This window comes from Glaciimonas immobilis, from assembly GCF_011947285.1.
GTDB lineage: Bacteria > Pseudomonadota > Gammaproteobacteria > Burkholderiales > Burkholderiaceae_D > Glaciimonas > Glaciimonas immobilis.
In genome coordinates this window covers 228,408-244,359 of sequence record NZ_JAAOZT010000007.1, presented here as the reverse complement: position 1 = coordinate 244,359, position 15,952 = coordinate 228,408, and the positions used below count along the sequence as shown (strand labels likewise).

Genomic DNA, 15,952 nt, shown 5'->3' with positions numbered 1-15,952 from the left:
TATGCTTTTGTTTGATCCTCTGTTGATAATAGGGGCGCGCGGGAGGTAAGCCTATAAAAAGACGCCTTGCAAGGGCCTCTCCTGACCCCACGCGTGGAATGCGGAGAGACACTAGAAGGTACTTACACTTCGGGCGCGGTTTTACGTAAGTCCGTAAAAAACCGCAAGGAAAGTTGTATATGTACAAAGTAAACATCAAACCACATTGGGAAATCGGACAAAATTCCGATGACTCGCTGGATACCGCCGGATTACTCACTATCCTGACCGCGATCAGGGAAACGGGATCAATTTCTAACGCTGCCAAAGAAACCCTGCAATCGTACCGCCATGTGTGGGGATTGCTACGTGCAGCAGAACAATTATTTGATCATCCGCTGGTGATTACCGAGCGTGGGCGAGGAAGTGTACTGACACCGCTCGCAGAAAAGTTGATCTGGGCTGACCGCCGTATTGCAGCGCGCTTGTCCCCCACCTTAGAAAGTCTGGCCTCTGAACTGGAGGGTGAACTCAGCAAGGCGGTCATAGGCACCAGCAAAGCAATCCGACTGAACGCAAGTCATGGTTTTGCGGTTGCCGCCTTGCTAAACCGGTTAAATGCGGTGCATTTACCTATCGACTTGCGCTATCGCAGCAGCACGGATGCGGTCGCCGCACTTTCGCGAGGCGAATGCGATCTGGCGGGATTCCACGTTCCGTATGGTGAGTTTGAGGATGCAGTCATTGCGCTTTACGCACGCTGGCTTAACAAGAAGGCCCATTGCCTGATACATCTCGCAGTACGTAATCAGGGATTGATGGTCGCTCCCGGCAACCCTAAAAATATTCGTGAACTGACCAATCTGAGCGATGATGGCGTCTTGTTTGTTAATCGGCAAGCAGGTTCCGGCACGCGTGTTTTGCTGGAGATGCTGCTAGAAAAGTCGGGCGTCGCATCATCGGCGATCGAAGGATTTGAAAGCACCGAATTCACCCACTCAGCGGTTGCGGCATTTATCGCCAGTGGCATGGCAGATGTAGGCTTTGGCGTACAAACTGCGGCAGAGCGCTTTGGCCTGGAATTTATCCCGCTGGTGCGCGAGCGCTATTTCTTTGCGTTGCCGATAGCGGCGATGCAAGACCCATTAATGCAGCAAGTGATCACGACAATGCAAACGGACACTTTTCGGGAGGTCGTCAATCAACTGGCTGGCTATGACGGCAGCGCGACCGGAGAAATCTTTTCGCTCCCGGATGCATTTTCTTACTTGCGTTAATGCAAATTTTATTTAAGTTTGGCAATGCAGAAAACTAAGTAAAAGCCCTAAAAATGGCCCTTTCGGTAGATTATTCCCCGTAATTTGACGGTTTCATTGTTCGACACATTAAAATGCGGTATAGCCGCAAAGTGTGCGGACTCAACGGAGAAAATTGATGAAAAAACTGTCGAAGGCTTTTATTTGCGTAGCGTCAAGCGTGTTTTTGTTAACCGCCTGCGGCAAAAAGGAAAGTAAAGAAGCCCAGGTGGCCCCTGCGCGTACCCCAATTTATACCGTCGGCGCAGAAGCTACTTTTGCCCCATTCGAGTCGCAAAACGAACAAAAAGAAATCGTCGGTTTCGATGTAGACCTAATGAACGCGATAGCAGACAAAGCTGGCTTCAAGGTTAAATTTGTCAATACGCCTTTCGAAGGAATTTTTAATTTCCTCGCGCAAGGCGATCGCGATATGCTGGCGTCAGCGATTACGATTACCGATGAGCGCAAACTAACGGTAGACTTTTCTGATCCGTATTACCAGTCAACCCAGCTAATCGTCGTACCCAAAAACTCCACCGTTACCAAATTCAGAGATTTGGAAAAATTAACTGTGGGCGTGCAAAGCGCAACCACAGGCGATGAAGTAGTGCAAAAATTACTAGGCAAAAGCAATCCTAAAATTAAACGTCTCGAGTCAGCTACGCTAGCCCTGAAGGAGCTGGAAGGCGGCGGAGTGGACGCCGTCGTACTGGATACCGGTCCGGTAAAAAACTACGTTAAAAATAATCCGACGCTAGGCTTTCGCTTTATCTCCGATCCAGAATTCCCTAAAGAATATTACGGTATCGCCGTCAAAAAAGGCAATATCGCGCTACTGACGAAAGTCAATCATGGACTGGCGGCGGTCAAGGCGGACGGCACTTACGACAAAATATTTAAAAAGTATTTCGCTGACGAGGCCAGGTAACACGCGAAATAAAACATGCGCCCAAACCGGAGTACGGCATTGCGTAATACGCGTTGGTTTTACGACTTGGCATCACGTCTCGTTATCACGCTCAAGTGTCATTATCAACTATCATTATCAACTATCACTATCAAGTATCACAATCAAGTACACGCTTGCGCTTTACGCCTGAACAATGCATGAACAACACGCCAGAGGACTAACCATGAAAAGAAACATTCTGCCCCTGTTAGCGCTAACCTGCGTCTGCGCAGCCTTGGCGGCTTGCGGTAAAAGCGCGCCTAAAACTTCTGCGTCGCCTGCGGATGCCGCAAATCTCGCGACTGTGGAATATGTCGTCGGTACCGATGCAGCATACGCGCCCTTCTCTTCCATGAATGCACAAAAAGAAGCAGTCGGATTTGAAATAGATACTATCAAGGCCATCGCCGAACGTGCAGGGATCCATATCAAAGTGGTCAACACGCCGTTTGATGGAATATTTAACGCCTTGGCCCAAGGAGATCGCGATATTCTGATCTCGAGCATCACGATTACGGATCTGCGCAAACAAACGGTTGATTTCACCAATCCTTACTTCGAAGCAAACCAGCTAATTGTCGTCCCCATCATATCTGGTGTGAAGCAATTTGCCGATCTTAAAACACTTAAAATTGGCGTCCAGAGTGCGACTACCGGTGATGAAGCATCGCAAAGACTAGTGGGCAAAAACAACCCAAACGTCAAACGCTTTGAATCCATGCCACTGGCATTTCAAGAACTGGACGGCGGTGGCGTAGATGCGGTGGTTGGAGATAATGGCGTCGTGGTCAATTATGTAAAAAATAATAACGGAAAGAATTTTAAGGTTATTACCGATCCCGCGTTCCCTAAAGAGTATTACGGGATTGCGGTTAAAAAGGGCAACACCGCGTTGCTGGCAAAGTTGAATAAAGGCTTGGCTGACATCAAGGCGGACGGCACCGCCGACAAAATTTATGCAAAATATTTCGCCGATTAGCTGGCTAAATCGTAAAATTGACGCCTAATTATTGGTGAACTACTAACAAAGCCACGCATCAATCTGGGATTTGTCGTACTAATAAGGTATAATTTTTGCCTAATTTTTACGCGCTAAAATGCGTTACCAGAGCGGCCTGTCCAACCTGTGAGACCGAAGGTTGCCACGTAAGTTATCACTACAGTGGAAGCTGACTTTAAGCTAAATTTCAATTTGCATTTATGCGCCGATACGCAGAGCAAGCCCGTCTGTGACCATCGATAAGGTAAAGTGTCCGTTGTAGTCGCATCTTAAAGGCGTGACAAGTCAACATGGTTTCGCGTTTTTATTCATTCCTGCCGCACCGATCTCTCTCTACAAAAATATGGATTTTCGCTGGAGCATCATCCAGGGCTACGCGCCACTGTTCGTACAAGGTTTTTTCATGACGTTGCAGGTCGCCGTCATCAGTATTATTTTAGGCACCATACTGGGCCTTTTTCTCGGGATGCTGCGGGTTGCCGACGTTACGCACGGTCCGTGGAAATGGCCGTTCCGACTCGTGAAAGGTCTGGCTAGTTTCTACGTGGCATTTTTTCGTGGTACGCCGTTATTCGTACAGATTCTGCTGATTCACTTTGCTGTCATGCCGGTGCTTATCCATCAGGATAACGGCCTGTTAATTTCCGGTGAGCTGGCACGCACCATCAAACAAAACTACGGCGCTTATATCTCAGGCGTAATGGCGCTTTCGCTGAATGCGGGTGCTTACATTTCTGAAATTTTTCGGGCTGGCATTCAGTCGATTGATCGCGGCCAGACTTATGCGGCGTCAAGCCTGGGCATGGGTTACCGGACGACCATGCGCTATGTGGTATTGCCGCAGGCATTTCGGCGGATGTTGCCACCGCTGGGTAATGAAGCGATCACGTTGCTGAAGGATTCATCGCTGGTGTCAGCGATCGGACTGGCCGAGCTGGCCTATGCGGCGCGTACGGTAGCAGGTGCTTACTCGCGCTACTGGGAGCCTTATATCACGATCTCTGTAGTGTACTTTGCCATGACAATGTGTTTGGCTAGTTTGGTGTCGCGGTTGGAGCGGAGGTATGCGGCGCCGGGGAGGCACTGATTGATTGATTGATTAGGGTTTGGCCAGTGCGTTGGAGTGAGGGCCGTGAGCAGCCCGGTTATGGTTTAGACTGCGGCGGTGGTGGCCTCAGTCATTGCGCGCGCCTTTTTTGGTGGGCCGCTACCGTGTCTGTCATCAAGTCGCCCATGTCGCGCATTAGCTGGGCTTCGACCGTCAGGTGCCGGATAATTTCTCCTATCGCGGAAACGGTGCTGCCGTTCACCGTGGCGTCGGCATTACATCCGGCAATGGACAGGACCTCACCAATCGCTTCCAGTCCGCGAGAAATAACTTCTTGCGCGTTGTCTGCGTGCTTGGCGATGGCTTCGGCTTTCAGTGCCTGATCGTCGGTGATTGGCGCATAGGATGAAACATCGTCATCGATAGCTTTGAGCAGAAAGCCCATCTCATATGGTGCGCGGTCAACGCTGCGGAAATGGGGATTAGTTTTTGGTATAACCGGCGCTTGCTTTGGCGTAGTGGGCTTGGTCATTTGGCACCCCCGATCAATGCCGAAAGGTCGACGAAAACATCCGTCGTAAGCGCATGGCAACGTGCCAGAGCGTTGCGTTGGTTGTTGGAGGTCTGCATATCGAACGCGGATAGCATCGCTGCTATGTCTGTCGATTGACGTGTCGGGCGTTGGATTATTTGTAAGAGGGATTGGGTGGGCGTGCTGATGTTCGGCATTGAGGCTTCCTTGTACGGTTATCGCCGCCCAAAAGGGCAGCAAAAGCAGACACAGTGGGGAACGGCATTACGCCGTTTGTGCGCCTTGTACATTTCGAGCTGCAAAACCCGTTCCCTTTTTTCTGAGGGACAACCAGACGGTAGCGGAGATTTTGAGGAAGCGCAAATTTTATTTGCAAAATGGGGTAGTAGTCGGCAGGGAGCGAAACCCGGAAGACCATTTCCTAAATCGGGTGACACAGCGGATACACAGCGGTTACATGAAGCGGATATGGTTTAGTTGGTTAGTTATTGAGACGGTTAGTGCTCCGTGGATGCTGATCGGGGGTGGCCCGACAGCCAGTTACTTTTTTTTGCTTGGCTAGGCGCCCCCCGCAAATAAAGTAACCAAAAAAAAGGCGACCGCAACGACGCTGCCCTTCGGGTCCCCAAGCGTTTTAGCCATCAGTCGGGTCGAAATACCAACTCGCTGGCGCTCAAACATGTATTCCGACAATTCCCGCCTGATGACTAAAACACTTGGCAGCGCCAATGACGGGGTAGTTCAAAGGCCACTTCAACGGCAACAGCAACAGCAACGGCAACCGCAACGTCAAGGACCGCAACCAAAATAATCAGCCATCCAATCAACAAGGCTGCGGCGGTTGCGGTTGCGGTTGCGGTTGCGGTTGCGGTTGCGGTTGCGGTTGCGGTTGCGGTTGCGGTTGCGGTTGACCTGCCCCGTCATAGGTGATGCCGGTTATTTCGGCTGTCAGTCGGGAATTGTCGGAATACATGTTTGAGCGCAGCGAGTTGGTATTTCGACCCGACTGATAGCCGAAATAATTGGGGACCCGACCAAAGGGAGGGCAGCACCTCTGCGGTCGCCTTTTTTTTGGTTACTTATTTTTGGCGAAGCAAAAAAAAGTAACTGGCTATCGGGCCACCCCCGATCAGCATCCACGGAGCACTAACCATTTTAGCTATCGATCAACCGAACCATTTTAGCTATCGATCAACCAAACCAACTAAAACGGGTCAACGTCGTCGCCGCTCCATTCACATCCTTAAATTTAACATTCACCGCATCGCCGAACATGAAGTAGACAAATGGCTTGCAATAAACCCATAAAATCTCCAACACATATTCCGACAATTCCCGACTGACAGCCGAAATAACCAGCAACGCCTATGTCGGGATAGATCGACTACCAACTCAACAGCAACACCTCATCCAAGTTCCCATAATTGCCCATCAGCCGTAATGACCGCGGTTTTGAGTGTCTTGCCGATGAAAACTTTGGCTGCCGCCGCGCGATAACTGGCTAGTTGCGCTTGATAGGCGGTGCGTTCGTTGTCTAGTAATTGTCGCTTGTAATCGAGTATCCACACTTCATCTTCAAATATCACGACCCGGTCAAAGCGCAACGCTACATCGGTCATGATTTCCATTTCGTTACGCGCCGACTGATGCAATGCCGGATCGAAAAAATGGGCGAGTGAAGGCTGAGCCAGGATCGTGCTGGCTTGTTGATGCACGATCGATGCCATCGTCAATGGGCATGGCAACCAGCGGGCAATCACGGCAACGTCCGGTATCTTAATCGGCCAGTGTCCATGCTGCGTCAGCCTTTCCAGCAATACGTGGAGGGCGATGCCTTCTTTGACTGCTTCATTACTGTCCAGACTATCGACGTCATTGCTCGCGTCGGGATTTATGGCATTCCCGACGTCGATAAATAAGGGCAGCGATGACAACGGGCCGATTTCTTCATCGTTGAAGGCGGCCGATACTCCCTGCTGGGGCAGCGGTAAAACATCTGGATCAAATACCGGCAAAACAAACTTTGCATCGCGCTCAGCATTGATGGTCGCGCTGGCGTCGCTCCCGGTCGAAGCTATGATGGCCTCAACCGACATTTCCGGCACCGATTCCAACCGGGCGTACCAACTACCTTCCGTCACGCCAGTCGATGCGCTGCGTGCGCCCGCAACGCCGCTAATGATCAACAGCTGTTTGGCGCGGGTCGTGGCGACGTAAAGCAGGTTCCAGTCTTCCTGCGCCTTGTATCCTTCTTCGGCATTGAATAGCTGATCGCGTGCCGCGCCCCGGTCTGCAACGCGCCCGAATGCTGAGAAATGAACCGGTGCATCGGCATCTTGTGGCCAGTCACACAGCACGCCAATATCATCGCGCGCAGGATCGCTATGATTTGCGTCTAGCAGAACCACGATCGGTGCCTCTAAACCCTTTGCGCTGTGTACCGTCAATATCCGTACGGCGTCAATCGAGGCATCAATACTGGCTTCATCCGGTGCGTCGCTTTCGGCAGTATTTTGCAATACCCGTAACGCGTCAATAAACTTCGGTAAACTTGGGTAGCGTCCTGCGTCCATGTTTAACGCCAGCGCGATAAAAGCCTCGATATTGCCTATCGCCTGGCTACGCGTTAGGGCTGGCGCGGCCTGCGCGTAACGTTCGACCAGTTGGCCCTGATGCAAAATGACGTCCAGCAAATCATGCACCGGTAATCCCGGTGACACCGCAAGCCAATGCATCAGCAAACCCGCAGCACGTTGTAATGCCTCAGAAGCCGGGATCGCAGCGTCGTCCTGAGCGGTCGTTAACAAGCGCAACCACCAGCCTTTTTCGGGCCGCTGCGCAAGAACGATCAGGTCATCATCCGTCGCAGAAAAAATTGGTGACTTCAATATGTGTGCCAATGCGCGATTGTCGTCTGGGGTGATTAAAAACGTGAGCAAAGCGATCAAATCGGAAATTTCCAGTGACTCCAGCAAACCACCACGACGATCGGACATATAAGGAATCCCAGCGTTACGCAGTGCGTTTTCGTAAGCCCCTAAATGCGTGCGCTTTTTTACCAGTAGCATGACATCCGACCATCGCACAGCACGGTTACCGCCACTGGTTTTAATTTGGAGCTGATGCCGCGCCGCGATCAATGCCTGCGCCACACTTGCGCCCTCATGGCGACGCCGCGCGTCCTCTGATTCTTCCCTCGGTGTGGTCAACGGGTTGCGCAAGCCTTGTGGCATGGACGAATCGGCTGGCTCGGACGCATCCTCCAGAGTGTCTCCGTTCGCTGGTAAAGTATTTTGTTCAGCAGTGGGTTGAATGCGTTGCTGCACTAACGGCAAACGCCACACCGCACCGCCCTCTTCTCCCAAGGTCGTTTGTGCCGAAAATAGCGGGTTTGCATGAAAACTTGTGTTCAGGACGGCGATAATTGCGGTGGCATTCCGGCGCGTCTGGTTTGCTTGCAAAATGGTGGCGCCTTGTTGTTGCAGCAGATCGCGGGCGGCAACGAACACGCGTGGCTCGGCGCGGCGAAAGCGATAAATCGATTGTTTGGGGTCCCCGACAATAAATACGCTGGGCTGACCTGCGTCCTCGCCATACGCACTTAACCAGGCGCGGACGATGCTCCATTGCAGCGGATTAGTGTCCTGAAACTCATCCAGCAAGATGTGCTTGTAGCGAGTATCAAGCCGACTTTGTATATACGCCGCACTTTCGGGGTTGGTGAGCAATCGATAAGCTTGCCATTCCAGATCGGCAAAATCGAAGACCCGTTGTTCAGCCTTGATCGCCTGATAGATGTCTACAAATGCATTGCCGACTATGAACAGTGCAGTATTGAGCGCGAGTACATCACGCTCGCCGCTGCGGCGTCGCAATAATTTGAGGGCTTCTCCGATGCTAAAAAATTCATCGTCAAAGGCACTGATACCGTCGGCGCCAAAGTTATCTTCAAGCGCTTTTTTGAGATTTTTTGTCTTCGCATTACCGCGTGGTTTGCCGTTATCGTCAAAAAATTGGTGGCACAGAGCGTCAAAATTAGCCAATCCGGGACCTTCGGTCAAGGCGATCTCTATCGCCGTGGCACGGTTTTGATTAGTTGGTGTTCCCTGCCCCAACAGCCAGGCAATATTTTTTATTCTATCGGAGAGTTTTGGGTCGTCCCACAAAGATAAGCGAGCATCCAACTCGACGTCGTGACCGCACAAGTCCGTCAGCCACACGAGCGGCGTAGCGAGATCATGCGGTGCCATAGTGCTGGCCCACCATTCGGCACGCTTACTAACGAAGGCGTTCAGCAGTTTGCGCGCACTGGCGTCGCCGACCAATGCATATAAGGCCAGCAACGCTTGCCGCGTGTCAACATTGCTTTTGTCATTTAACGATTGCATGAGTCGCCGGTAGGCATCTGCAAGTAACTCTCCAGTTTTTTCGGTCAACGCGTACCCGTGCGGCACGCCGGAGTTCAGCGGTGCAATTTGTAGCAAACGTGCGAACCAGCTGTGGAAAGTATCGATAGACAGACTCTGCGCGCTCGACAAAACACGTTCGTATAAACTACGTGCGGCAGGCATGATGCGTCTGATATCTTGCGGCAATATTCCGCGCTCCAGCAACAACACGCGTACCTCGTCGTCCGGTCGCAATGCGAGATCACGGAGAAGTTCAAGCAGGCGCTCGCGCATTTCCTGCGCGGCCTTGCGGGTGAACGTGATGGCCAGCAACTCTGAAGGCGCAGCGCCAGCTAACAGGAGACGCAGCATCCGCCCGACCAACAGCCAGGTTTTACCGCTGCCAGCGCACGCTTCCACCACCACAGAATGCTGCGGATCGCAAGCAGCGTTGATGAAGGCTTGCGACGCAACTGGCGCACCGTTCATCCGATACGGATGGGGCGTTGTCTCGCCCGCGATGTTTATAGGCACCGTTTGATCTGCCGAGTGCAGGTGATCTTTTACACGCATTACCATGCTCCCTTACGACACAAACCGCGCACGTCACAATATTGGCATATCGACTCAATGCCGTTGGCGGGCAACGGCGCACTATCGGAAATGGCTTGCATGGTGCCTTTAATATGCGCTTCGAGTTTTTCTTGCGCCTGCGCATAATCCTGAGCCGCTACATCGCCGATTTTTTCTTTGGTAGTTTCCAGCGCCACGTAAAGCGCGGCGTCTACAGAAACATCCGATAGCAAGCCATAAAAAGCCAATTGATGATCTTCATGGTCTTTCAATTTTTTGTTAAGCACCGCTACGCTATTGGATTTGTAATCCAGCACGGCACGTTCACCGGCTGCGTTTTCATCTATTCTGTCCACCCTGCCATGTAGCGTAATCACTCCGGTATTCAACGGCAGAATTTTCTCATAAGCCTGCTCACCCAATACAAAATTCCAACCGTTGACTTCACGTTCGCAGGCCCACGTCACATAGGCCGAGATGACCTTTTGCCAGCGTGCATAATAGCCAAGCGCGGCTGCATTTTTGGCGATAACCTTGTCGAATAACTGTTTTGAGATGTCGGCCAGTAACGCGACCCGTTCAACCGGATCATTACGGACCGCCTGATCTCGTACCGTGTTGTGATAGGTTTCCAGTATCTGATGCAACCAGCCACCGTAATCGCGCTTTTCGGGCAAATCCGATAACTCATCCAGCGTCGTGAGCCGCAACATACGGGTAGCGAAAAATTGGTAGGGACATGCCACAAAGCTGTTATAACCGCTGGCGGAAAGACGATCGGGCCGCAACGTGCTGGCTATCGGCGCCGGCATCGCGGACGGCATGGGCTGCAAACTACGCTCGGTAATCAGCGCACGATGGCGCGGCAATGCCGCTGCACCGGAACGCGCAAGCGTCAATTCAAGCCGCTCGATCCACGGACTAACCGGGTTTGGTTCGCCGTCCTGATGCGCCTGCCATGACAACACCACCGTCGGACTCATCGCCAGTAATTCGGCCAGGTCCCGCATCTGCTGACGCTGGCGACTCTCACGCGTGGCCAGATCCAGCTCACGGCGCACGGTATTGGCGAAGAATAGCGTTTCTTGCGGTTGCGATGGCAAATGACTGCTGTCGGCACCCACCAACAATACCGCATCAAAATGACGCAAACGTGCGCCATTGAGTGGCAGCATGACTACCCGCCGGTCGGGGGCAGCGCTGATAAAGCTGGTCTCGTCCATTTGCAGATTAACCAGCGCGCGCCATTCTGGAAACGAAAACAGTACGTCGGCGCTGCTGCTCTGCGCAATGCCTTCCACTTGCTCGCTCGGTTCGCTCGCAATATTTTGCAGCATCTGCAAAACCTGCTCACCTGCTGGATCGGCGTTTAATGCATGCTCCATGCCGAGCGCTTGCAATGCGGTCGCGGCGTTAATCCAACCTCGCAGCGTTTTACGACCGGCATAAATGGCGGCTTGTTGCGCGAGTAATGAGACGATTTGTTGGGCTGGCGGGTTATCCGCCAATGCGTAAATAACGCTGTTCCATTCACCCAGCACGTTGGCACGTCGCAAGGCGATTTCAATAGCCATGACGTGCGCTGATTTATCCGGTAAATCGGCCAGTACGAAAGGCGATTTCAAAAAATCCAGCAACGCCGTCGTTTCGCCGCGCTGCGTCACTACATCAAACCAGGCCGCGATGGCAGACGCTGCACGTGTGGTCGACAACTTCCAGCCGGTCTCGTCCGAGACGTGCACCTGCGCGCGCTCCAGCAATGCCCTGATCCGACGCGCCACGACACGATCCTGCGCCACAATCGCCAACTGATTTTTACCGGCATGCAACCAGTCGAGTATCGTCTGCGCGCCTTGGACTGCTTCGTCCTCTATGCTTTGCGCTGCACAAAGGGCGATACCGGCTGGCAAACGTACGTTGAATTCTGCTGACGCAAATAAGTCGTCAAAGTGGACCGGCGCTTTACTCTCAGCGAGGTCGTTACACGCCGCGATCAACTCTGGCCACGCGGTCGCATATGCCGACGCGACGGCATCAGCGCCCCAGTCCAGGCTAATCTGCAGCACCGGCTGACGTCGGGCGTAGGCCGCCAGAAAAGCACGCTCCATTGGCTCAGGTTCTACCGAACTTATCCAGGCCAGTGGTGAATCGGCCTGTTCGGCAAATTGCAGCATTTGATCGAAACGCATGGCCAAGCCATCGTCGCCATCCAGTTGGCTTTTCCAGATGGACCATACCAGTTGGGTCTCGTCCGAGAGCAACTGGCGCGAACTCGGTGTCAATTGCTCCAGCGCTGCTTGCCAGCGCTGCGCAATATCGCCTGCCTCCCGAAGCGACGGTTCCTGAAGCGCCATCTCCCGAATGGACGGCAGCAACGCCTGCGTTAATTCGTCCGACAGCGCTAACAGCGTCTGTGCCAATGGCAGCAAGTCGGTATTCCGGCGAGCACTAAATATTTTTTTCAGCCATGCATGCTGGCGCAACTCTGCATACAATCGCATCAATCGTTCACTGGCAGAACTTACAGCAGGCGCATTTAGCGCTGGCGGCAAGGTTTGCAGTAACGCCGCCAAAGTATTAATGCGCGGCGGTATGAACGCGCCCGGCAACATAGCGCCCAGCGCTGTTTTTAGCAAACGCGCATGTCCAAATGCTGGCACCAGCACGCGCCAACGTGATAGATCGCGACCGCTGTAAGTGCGGCTGTCAGCGCCGCCTTCAATGCAGGCGCTCGACAAAGCTTGCGCTACCTCCGGCCAAAACGCGGGTGAAGGCCGGATGGTCAACGACTGCAACGATGACGCGTGGAATGAAGTTTGCAAAAGAGACGTATGCAGCATGAAACTCACAAAATAAAGGATTGGATAAAGCCAGCCACTGCAATTAATCCGCAGCAAAGCGCTTTTGACAACAACTGGAATGCAGTTTATGCCAACCAGCGACCCGCAAAAGTAAATAATGTGCGGGAAATAGGCAAATAATAAGCAAAAACAAAAATCACACTGTCCTCTTTTTATCAAAATGGGTTATTATTTGATGAACATCCCGCCGCAATACCTCTTATCACACCCGCAAAACTTGAAATCTCGCACGCCGTCCCCACTTATTCATTAGTATAGGGGACCGACGCGGACAGCCACCCAGGTGAGCGGATAAGTTGTCTTGGCACATTAATTCTTTTTTCCCTCTTCTTGAGGAAACCATGAGCGAAAACATTAAACATATTACCGACGCATCCTTTGAAGCAGATGTACTTAAATCAGACAAACCCGTTTTGGTCGACTTTTGGGCAGAGTGGTGTGGTCCATGCAAGATGATTGCACCAATTCTTGAAGAAGTCGCCAAAGAATACGATGGCAAAATTCTGATCGCTAAAATGGATGTGGATGCAAACCAGGCGGTTCCTGCCAAGTTTGGCATACGCGGCATTCCGACGTTGATTTTGTTCAAAAACGGCGTTTCTGCAGCCCAAAAAGTCGGTGCTTTAACAAAAGGTCAGCTAACATCCTTCATCGATAGCAATATTTGATGTAAACTGTTGACAGGAAGCGGTGGTGCGCCTGCATCGCCGCTTATAAATTCAGAGACACGGTACAAGTAAGATACTACTCACACCACGAAGTCCCCTCCCCCACCAGACAATTCCCACCCCGGGATACTCATATACTATGCATTTATCCGAATTAAAGGCGCTACACGTCTCAGCACTGCTCGAAATGGCAATCGGCTTAGACATCGATAACGCCGCGCGCTTGCGCAAACAAGAACTGATGTTCGCCATTCTGAAAAAACGCGCGAAATCAGGAGAACAAATTTTCGGCGATGGCGCCCTTGAAGTCCTGCCTGACGGCTTTGGCTTCCTGCGCTCGCCCGATGCCAGTTACATGGCGTCCACCGACGACATTTACATTTCGCCGTCACAAATCCGCCGCTTTAATCTACACACCGGGGATTCAATCGAAGGCGAAGTACGCACGCCAAAAGATGGCGAACGCTATTTTGCACTGGTCAAGGTTGACAAGGTCAACGGCGAATCACCAGAAGCATCGAAACACCGCATTCTGTTTGAAAACCTGACACCACTGCATCCTAACAAACCACTTCCGCTAGAGCGCGACATGCGCGGTGAAGAGAACATTACCGGCCGCATCATCGATATGATCGCGCCGATCGGTAAAGGTCAACGCGGTTTGCTGGTGGCGTCGCCTAAATCCGGTAAATCGGTCATGTTGCAACACATTGCGCATGCGATTACGACCAACCATCCCGACACAGTGATGATCGTCTTGCTGATTGACGAGCGCCCTGAAGAAGTCACCGAAATGCAGCGCTCAGTGCGCGGTGAAGTCGTGGCCTCAACGTTCGACGAGCCTGCTACACGCCACGTTCAGGTTGCTGAAATGGTACTGGAAAAGGCCAAACGTCTGGTGGAAATGAAAAAAGACGTGGTGATTCTGCTGGATTCTATCACCCGTCTGGCGCGTGCCTACAATACCGTGATCCCTGCTTCTGGCAAGGTTCTGACCGGTGGTGTGGATGCCAATGCGCTGCAACGTCCAAAACGTTTCTTCGGCGCTGCACGTAATATTGAAGAAGGTGGTTCGCTGACGATCATCGCCACCGCGTTGATCGAAACTGGTAGCCGCATGGATGACGTGATTTACGAAGAGTTCAAGGGTACCGGTAATATGGAGGTCCATCTGGAACGTCGTCTGGCAGAAAAGCGCGTCTATCCTGCGATCAATCTGAACAAATCCGGCACGCGTAGAGAAGAACTGCTGATCAAACCCGATCAACTGCAAAAAATTTGGGTCTTGCGTAAGTTGCTATACAGCATGGATGAAATCGAAGCGATGGAGTTCATTCTGGACAAGATCAAATCAACTAAAACCAATCTTGAATTTTTTGACATGATGCGTCGCGGCAACTAACGCAACGCATCTATTGCGACTCCTCTCATAGCGTCGCATCAAAAAGGTCTGCCATGCCTCAGCATCGCAGACCTTTATACTTTCCAGCCATCACCGCAGTGTGACAGGAGATGAAGTGACTGCTTGTACTGGAAACAAAGCAATTTACGGTCGGTACCCACATCCCTTACGGAAAGCGTGTAACGATAGCCTCCCGATGGGATGCATAGGTCCAAAGTTGATAAATAAGCGCTGAGACGGATGTTCTACCTTCGGTCACAAAGGATTTATGTCAACTCGCCGTCTACCAGCCAGTCAGTCACCATTATCGTTGCTGCTGCCCTTGGCTACGGTTTGCTAGTTTGGCGCGCACCAGAACAAATCGTCGACTGGGATGGCGGGTTCCGTTCTTCGTCCGTTGCATAAGGGTGCGGCTACTGTTGTTTGTCATTCAGCCCGTTCATTGACGGGCATCACAAAATCGGCGTTTTATTCGGCTATTACTGTATAATCGCGTGTTTTCCACCTTGGCAAGTGATCGACAATCGGGTCAAGAAGCATGGCGACCGACGAAGTGACGATTGGCTACCTAATTTTCAGAGGCAATTATGAAAGACAGCATTCACCCAAATTACCGCGAAGTTTTGTTCCAGGACATGTCTTGCGATTTCAAATTCGTCACACGTTCGACTATCCAGACGCGCGAAATGGCAAACTTCGAAGGTAAAGACTATCCTTTGGTAAAGATTGAAGTTTCGTCGGAATCGCACCCGTTCTATACTGGTCAACATAAAATCGTTGATACAGCTGGTCGCGTTGACAAATTCCGTAAGAAATTTGGTACTGTTGGATCGAAAACATCAGTCGCTGCAGGCTAATTTATCAGTCCAGTCGATGTTTCCAAGAAAGGCAGCCATGGCTGCCTTTTTTTAATTGTCTATAATAATTGCCTGGCCCTGAAGTAAGCTGACATTTTTTCATCGTCAGGAAGCCTGAAGTCAACTTATTCCTCTACGATGGCATCAGCGCACTCTGCACGGGTTTAGAAGACTTAATGGCGTTTGACGCGCTTTGTATTTCATTTTGCCTCTGAGTTTAGGCACCAGTTTGGGCCTCGGTGCTACCTGCGGAGGTATTTGAAATCAATCCGTAGTCAATCCCTACCCCTTTAGCCAGTAACCACGCTTCAGACCAGCCGCTATGATTACCGCTGTTCCGAATCTATTATTCTGTGCCATGCGCGATTTTTGCGGCACAATACCTCCCACTTCAATT

13 protein-coding genes are annotated in these 15,952 nt (G+C 51.7%); 8 read left to right on the top strand and 5 right to left on the bottom strand.

Annotation, left to right across the window (positions count from 1 at the left end):
- Positions 1–179: 179 nt before the first annotated feature.
- The 4 genes from HAV38_RS12930 (at position 180) to HAV38_RS12915 (ending at position 4,313) form a co-directional block, all read left to right on the top strand.
- On the top strand, positions 180–1,256 hold the full coding sequence (locus tag HAV38_RS12930) for a substrate-binding domain-containing protein (protein WP_168055801.1): 1,077 nt from the start codon (positions 180–182) through the stop codon (positions 1,254–1,256).
- A 157-nt stretch (positions 1,257–1,413) separates the two neighbouring features.
- Complete coding sequence (locus tag HAV38_RS12925) at positions 1,414–2,205, top strand: basic amino acid ABC transporter substrate-binding protein (RefSeq protein ID WP_168055800.1); 792 nt, start codon at positions 1,414–1,416, stop codon at positions 2,203–2,205.
- Positions 2,206–2,410: 205 nt separating this feature from the next.
- Entirely contained in the window at positions 2,411–3,205 is a 795-nt protein-coding gene (locus tag HAV38_RS12920) for a basic amino acid ABC transporter substrate-binding protein (protein ID WP_168055799.1), read from the top strand.
- Between the two features lie 364 nt (positions 3,206–3,569).
- The gene (locus HAV38_RS12915; protein ID WP_168055992.1) at positions 3,570–4,313 is read left to right on the top strand and encodes an amino acid ABC transporter permease; all 744 of its coding nucleotides are present in this window, start codon (positions 3,570–3,572) and stop codon (positions 4,311–4,313) included.
- 91 nt (positions 4,314–4,404) lie between these two features.
- Here HAV38_RS12915 and HAV38_RS12910 read toward each other — a convergent pair whose 3' ends face one another.
- From HAV38_RS12910 to HAV38_RS12895, 5 genes are all read right to left on the bottom strand, one after another.
- The gene (locus HAV38_RS12910) at positions 4,405–4,806 is read right to left on the bottom strand and encodes a hypothetical protein (protein ID WP_168055798.1); all 402 of its coding nucleotides are present in this window, start codon (positions 4,804–4,806) and stop codon (positions 4,405–4,407) included.
- A complete protein-coding gene (locus tag HAV38_RS12905; RefSeq protein WP_168055797.1) occupies positions 4,803–5,003 on the bottom strand; it encodes a hypothetical protein in 201 nt (66 codons plus the stop codon). Before HAV38_RS12905 ends, HAV38_RS12910 begins: the two co-directional genes overlap by 4 nt.
- Before the next feature lie 592 nt (positions 5,004–5,595).
- On the bottom strand, positions 5,596–5,730 hold the full coding sequence (locus tag HAV38_RS22110) for a hypothetical protein (protein WP_260326423.1): 135 nt from the start codon (positions 5,728–5,730) through the stop codon (positions 5,596–5,598).
- Positions 5,731–6,212: 482 nt separating this feature from the next.
- Positions 6,213–9,683: a UvrD-helicase domain-containing protein gene (locus HAV38_RS12900; RefSeq protein WP_184013429.1), complete on the bottom strand. Its 3,471-nt coding sequence runs from the start codon at positions 9,681–9,683 to the stop codon at positions 6,213–6,215.
- Between the two features lie 83 nt (positions 9,684–9,766).
- Entirely contained in the window at positions 9,767–12,607 is a 2,841-nt protein-coding gene (locus HAV38_RS12895; RefSeq protein WP_168055795.1) for a PD-(D/E)XK nuclease family protein, read from the bottom strand.
- Between HAV38_RS12895 and HAV38_RS12890 the strand changes: the two genes are divergently transcribed.
- The 4 genes from HAV38_RS12890 (at position 12,599) to HAV38_RS12875 (ending at position 15,555) form a co-directional block, all read left to right on the top strand.
- The gene (locus HAV38_RS12890) at positions 12,599–12,748 is read left to right on the top strand and encodes a hypothetical protein (RefSeq protein WP_168055794.1); all 150 of its coding nucleotides are present in this window, start codon (positions 12,599–12,601) and stop codon (positions 12,746–12,748) included. The genes HAV38_RS12895 and HAV38_RS12890 overlap by 9 nt on opposite strands.
- Before the next feature lie 221 nt (positions 12,749–12,969).
- Positions 12,970–13,296, top strand: a complete 327-nt coding sequence (trxA, locus tag HAV38_RS12885; RefSeq protein WP_168055793.1) for a thioredoxin TrxA — start codon at positions 12,970–12,972, stop codon at positions 13,294–13,296.
- A gap of 139 nt (positions 13,297–13,435) precedes the next feature.
- A complete protein-coding gene (gene rho, locus HAV38_RS12880; RefSeq protein ID WP_108440853.1) occupies positions 13,436–14,698 on the top strand; it encodes a transcription termination factor Rho in 1,263 nt (420 codons plus the stop codon).
- Between the two features lie 587 nt (positions 14,699–15,285).
- Entirely contained in the window at positions 15,286–15,555 is a 270-nt protein-coding gene (locus HAV38_RS12875; RefSeq protein WP_168055792.1) for a type B 50S ribosomal protein L31, read from the top strand.
- Positions 15,556–15,952 lie beyond the last annotated feature (397 nt).